This window comes from Nitrosomonas sp. Nm132, assembly GCF_900100485.1.
Taxonomy (GTDB): Bacteria; Pseudomonadota; Gammaproteobacteria; order Burkholderiales; family Nitrosomonadaceae; genus Nitrosomonas.
Map to the genome: position 1 here is coordinate 1 of NZ_FNDH01000094.1, position 3,697 is coordinate 3,697.

A 3,697-nucleotide genomic window follows, 5' to 3' on the forward strand; every position below is an offset into this window, starting at 1 on the left:
TTGTTTGACTGCCTATTTTTGTATCTCCTCCCCTGGCACATGTAATCGATTGATTTATATTTGTTCTTTAGAATGCTTTAAAAACGAGGGATGCTCCGAGATCAGGTTGTCTGAAGTTGTTGATACACCCAACTAAATAGCCTCACTATTTCTTACTGTGATTAGATGGATATAAATTTCTTTCAAAGAAGAAATTGATTCCCTACTCCAAACTTAACCCAAAAATAAATTAAGAAGAATTAATGTATGAGAAGGTTTCAAAATATGACTCAAACTAAAATTATTCTGTATATATTTATCGCCATTGTGCTATCCGCTTGTGCCGGGCCCAAGGTAAAGCTTGATAGCAATTATTGGAGATCAGGCTCGAAGACGATTGCAGTAGTGATGGATCCTGCCCCTGCACAGGCAGCAGCATATAAAGTAGGAGCACAGGGCTTATTGGATAGCGCGATCAATACCATGATGGCATCAGGTTTGGAAGGTCATTTGAAAACGATTAAGGTTGAAGAGGCGATTACGGTTAAACAAGACCTCGAAGCTAAGCTAAATCAGATGGGGCATAAAACGATTCAAATAGAACCGCTCTTAACATATGAAAAGCTACCAGACTTTAAAGCGACATCTTCTGAAGGATACTTTAGTGAAAAAGATATTAAGTCTTTGCTCAAAGATGAAAAAGCGGATGCAATTGTGTTTATTTACACGCCAAAGGTCGGTACTGTGCGATCGTATTATGGTTTTGTTCCGCTAGGAGCACCGGAGGCAACCGCAACGTTTACTGCTGATATGATATCTGCCGGCGATAACAAAATACTGGCAAACTTCAACACTACGTCTGTTAGCCCGATAGAAGGCAGCTGGGACCAGTCTCCTGACTACCCCAACGTCAGCGCAGCAATTATAAAGAACTTCCGAGCAGCACAGATTTTATTTTCGACTGAAGTGCTTGGGAAATAAAGATTATTCTACTATTGACTTAACCCATGACGGGAAATCCCCCGGCTATGCCGGGGTGGCAGTAAAAGTTTGACAGATACGGGAGTCCATCAGCGAAACTCCATTCGTGAGCCGCCTAGCCCCAATATTGCACAAGCATTACAAGCAGGAGGGGATTTGTCGGATATTCATTTTTTCATTTGTATGAATCGTATTGCTACTCATAATTTGTTGTTGAGCAAAGAGCTTTTTTTGTATTTTCTGGTCGAAGTCGCGGCAGAAATGAGGCTTTCTTTAGTTACAGGACATAAATCATCTACCACATGATTTATTTTATGCGGTAAAAGTCAGTGATGATCATGGAAATGAGTTATCCAGGAGTAAGCTTGGCGGAGACCTGGAAGACAAGTTTCTGGTAAGGACAGCCACTTGCGAGTAGAAAGCGAATACGGCGGGTATTGCGCAGGATGACGACACCGATTTTAATCAGTTTGAGGCGTAATGTGCCCACATAGACATGAGCCAGTTCTGTGCCTTGCAATGCAAGGCGCCGTATGGTCTCCAGCAGGATATAGGTCAGCGAGGACAGTAGCAGACTAAAATTCATTAAGGCCATTGAAAGTGTTAGTAGATAGCATAGGATGGATCAGCAATTTGATGCTGTTTACTCGCAAGAAGGCCGCCCCTCGATACCGCCGGAACGGTTGTTGAGAGCTTCACTCCTCCAGGTATTGTTTACGATCCGCTCTGAGCGGCAACTGGTTGAGCACATTGAATACAACCTGCTGTACCGGTGGTTTGTTGGGCTGGGCATAGACGAAGCGGTATGGAATTACAGCACCTTTACGCAGAACCGCGATCGTCTGTTGGGCAACAAGATGGCTGGGCATTTTTTCACGGGTGTCAAGGAACTGGCATCGTGGTCGGAACTGAGCAGTGACGCGCAATTCAAGTCGTGACTTTAAAGGAGAAAAGCAGAGTAAATGCCATCCATGAATCTACCACTGATCCTGGTGCTCGCCTGGTATGCAAGAGTGACGGTGATGCCAGCCGTCTCTGCTACATGGGCCATGTGCTGATGGAGAATCGTAATGGCCTGGTGGTGGATGTAAGTGTATCAGCGGCGACGGGGGCACAGCCGAGCGGGAAGAATCGTTCAAGCTGCTGCAAGTTAATGTCAAATCAGGAGCCACAGCAGGAGAAGATCGCGGCTATGATACTGATGCACATATCAAGGCAGTACAAGAGTCGGGCATAATTCCACACGTGGCTGCCAAACGCAAAAGCAGTGCGGTACCGGATGACATTTGTCAGAGCGAAGGCTATACGATCAGTCTGAAGGCTCGCAAGCGGATCGAAGAAGTATTTGACTGGATGAAGACAGTAGGTGGGATGCGCAAAGCTGAAGCTGATCGGGCAAGAAAAAATCAGCGGGTAATTCAGGTTCGTTCCAGCCATTTCTTTAAAAACATAGTTTCAGGCTGAAAGTACCGAGTTTTTCAACGGCCTGCTAGGCATGCCCGTGCTCCTCATAATCTAGCACATGCAAATAATAGAGAACTCTAGCCAATTTTTGGTTTATTGAACAATACCCTTATCTGATGAAGAACCCTATTCAATCATTTGAACCCAATATTGACGGCCGAGATTTCGTCATCGGTGACCTGCACGGTTCCTTCACTGCGCTGGAGAAGCTGCTGGAAGGTCTGAATTTTAACCCGCTGAAGGATCGTATCTTCAGCGTTGGTGATCTAGTTGATCGAGGACCCGATAGCCAACGGTGCCTTGAGCTGCTCTATGAACCGTGGTTTCACGCTGTACTTTCCAATCACGAGCAAATGATGCTGCAGGCGTTCAATGGTGGGGAAATGGGTTACTACTGGTTCCAGAATGGTGGCTTCTGGGGCCAGAAAGCATTGAGCGACTGGAACAAACGGCATCTATAACCGCCAGCTGGCAGCAGCCTTGAACTCTTTGAGATGCTGGATCTGGTGAACGAGCTGCCGTTTCTTATCACAGTACAGCTGAAGAGTGGCAGGAAAATCCATGTTATCCACGCCGAGCTTCCACCTGGCCAGGTCATCACCGACACCGACTTGGTTGATCCTCAGAAGGTACTTCAATACGCCCAGATACAGGATCGAAACGGCGACTGGTTTCTTTGGAGCCGCTTCATTTATTACGACTTCTACCACCGTGCCAACCTTACAGATGAGGACAAGATTAAGCGTATTGTTGCCAATCGCTTTGCACGCGGTATTCCAATATTCAATGACCAGCTGAGTCACATCGTCAGTGGTCACACGATAATTCAACGCCCCCTCACCATTCTTGGTCAGACAAATATCGACACCTGCGCCTACGGTTGCTACGATGACGACAAGTCCAAATGGGAAGCGCTTCTTACGTGCGTTGAGCTCGATACGTGGCGCTTCTTCCAGGCAACGCCAGTAGCGTTTCGTGAGGTTAAGCCACTTGAGGTTACGTGGAAAGACTTTGACAAACAAGGCTATCACTGTACCTGGACTATGGCTTGGGAATCGATAAAGCGCTGGCGACTCCTAAAAAAGTCTCTCACAAAAAGTATGATGGATGAAGCATGAACGCTTTTCCTACATCATCGTAAGTTGAGCCTGATGCAATCAGAAAGCATGTGCTATAGGCATACATGGACGCCCACTTTTTGCCAAGCTTTCAGTTAATGATTTTGAGAAAGTAAAGATTGCTGCCATACATCCGGACTTTTTATAAAGGCATA

General features: G+C 46.0%; 8 protein-coding genes. 6 read left to right on the plus strand and 2 right to left on the minus strand.

Annotated features, from left to right (window positions below):
- The first annotated feature begins 264 nt into the window (after window positions 1-264).
- Both BLP80_RS14555 and BLP80_RS14560 read left to right on the plus strand, forming a co-directional pair.
- Entirely contained in the window at window positions 265-960 is a 696-nt protein-coding gene (locus tag BLP80_RS14555; RefSeq protein ID WP_090544437.1) for a hypothetical protein, read from the plus strand.
- Between the two features lie 69 nt (window positions 961-1,029).
- Entirely contained in the window at window positions 1,030-1,266 is a 237-nt protein-coding gene (locus BLP80_RS14560; protein ID WP_090544439.1) for a hypothetical protein, read from the plus strand.
- A 43-nt stretch (window positions 1,267-1,309) separates the two neighbouring features.
- On the opposite strand, the gene BLP80_RS14565 is transcribed toward BLP80_RS14560, so the two are convergent.
- Window positions 1,310-1,546 (minus strand): transposase, encoded by a 237-nt coding sequence (locus BLP80_RS14565; RefSeq protein ID WP_176754394.1) that lies wholly within the window; start codon window positions 1,544-1,546, stop codon window positions 1,310-1,312.
- Between the two features lie 34 nt (window positions 1,547-1,580).
- On the opposite strand from BLP80_RS14565, the gene BLP80_RS14570 reads away from it, so the two are divergent.
- The 4 genes from BLP80_RS14570 (at window position 1,581) to BLP80_RS14585 (ending at window position 2,885) form a co-directional block, all read left to right on the plus strand.
- Complete coding sequence (locus BLP80_RS14570; RefSeq protein WP_090544443.1) at window positions 1,581-1,898, plus strand: transposase; 318 nt, start codon at window positions 1,581-1,583, stop codon at window positions 1,896-1,898.
- Window positions 1,895-2,197 carry a hypothetical protein gene (locus BLP80_RS14575; protein WP_090544445.1) on the plus strand — a complete coding sequence of 101 codons (303 nt, stop codon included), beginning with the start codon at window positions 1,895-1,897 and terminating at the stop codon, window positions 2,195-2,197. Before BLP80_RS14570 ends, BLP80_RS14575 begins: the two co-directional genes overlap by 4 nt.
- Window positions 2,198-2,205: 8 nt before the next feature.
- Window positions 2,206-2,424: a hypothetical protein gene (locus BLP80_RS14580; RefSeq protein WP_090544447.1), complete on the plus strand. Its 219-nt coding sequence runs from the start codon at window positions 2,206-2,208 to the stop codon at window positions 2,422-2,424.
- A gap of 116 nt (window positions 2,425-2,540) precedes the next feature.
- A complete protein-coding gene (locus tag BLP80_RS14585; protein WP_090544449.1) occupies window positions 2,541-2,885 on the plus strand; it encodes a metallophosphoesterase in 345 nt (114 codons plus the stop codon).
- On the opposite strand, the gene BLP80_RS15420 is transcribed toward BLP80_RS14585, so the two are convergent.
- Window positions 2,880-3,446, minus strand: a complete 567-nt coding sequence (locus BLP80_RS15420) for a hypothetical protein (protein WP_176754395.1) — start codon at window positions 3,444-3,446, stop codon at window positions 2,880-2,882. The two genes, BLP80_RS14585 and BLP80_RS15420, sit on opposite strands and share 6 nt — an antisense overlap.
- Between the last annotated feature and the right edge of the window lie 251 nt (window positions 3,447-3,697).

Coding starts and splice junctions, on each gene's coding strand:
- BLP80_RS14555 (WP_090544437.1), top strand. CDS start 265: ATGACTCAAACTAAAATTATTCTGTATATATTTATCGCCATTGTGCTA.
- BLP80_RS14565 (WP_176754394.1), bottom strand. CDS start 1,546: ATGAATTTTAGTCTGCTACTGTCCTCGCTGACCTATATCCTGCTGGAG.
- BLP80_RS14570 (WP_090544443.1), top strand. CDS start 1,581: ATGGATCAGCAATTTGATGCTGTTTACTCGCAAGAAGGCCGCCCCTCG.
- BLP80_RS14585 (WP_090544449.1), top strand. CDS start 2,541: ATGAAGAACCCTATTCAATCATTTGAACCCAATATTGACGGCCGAGAT.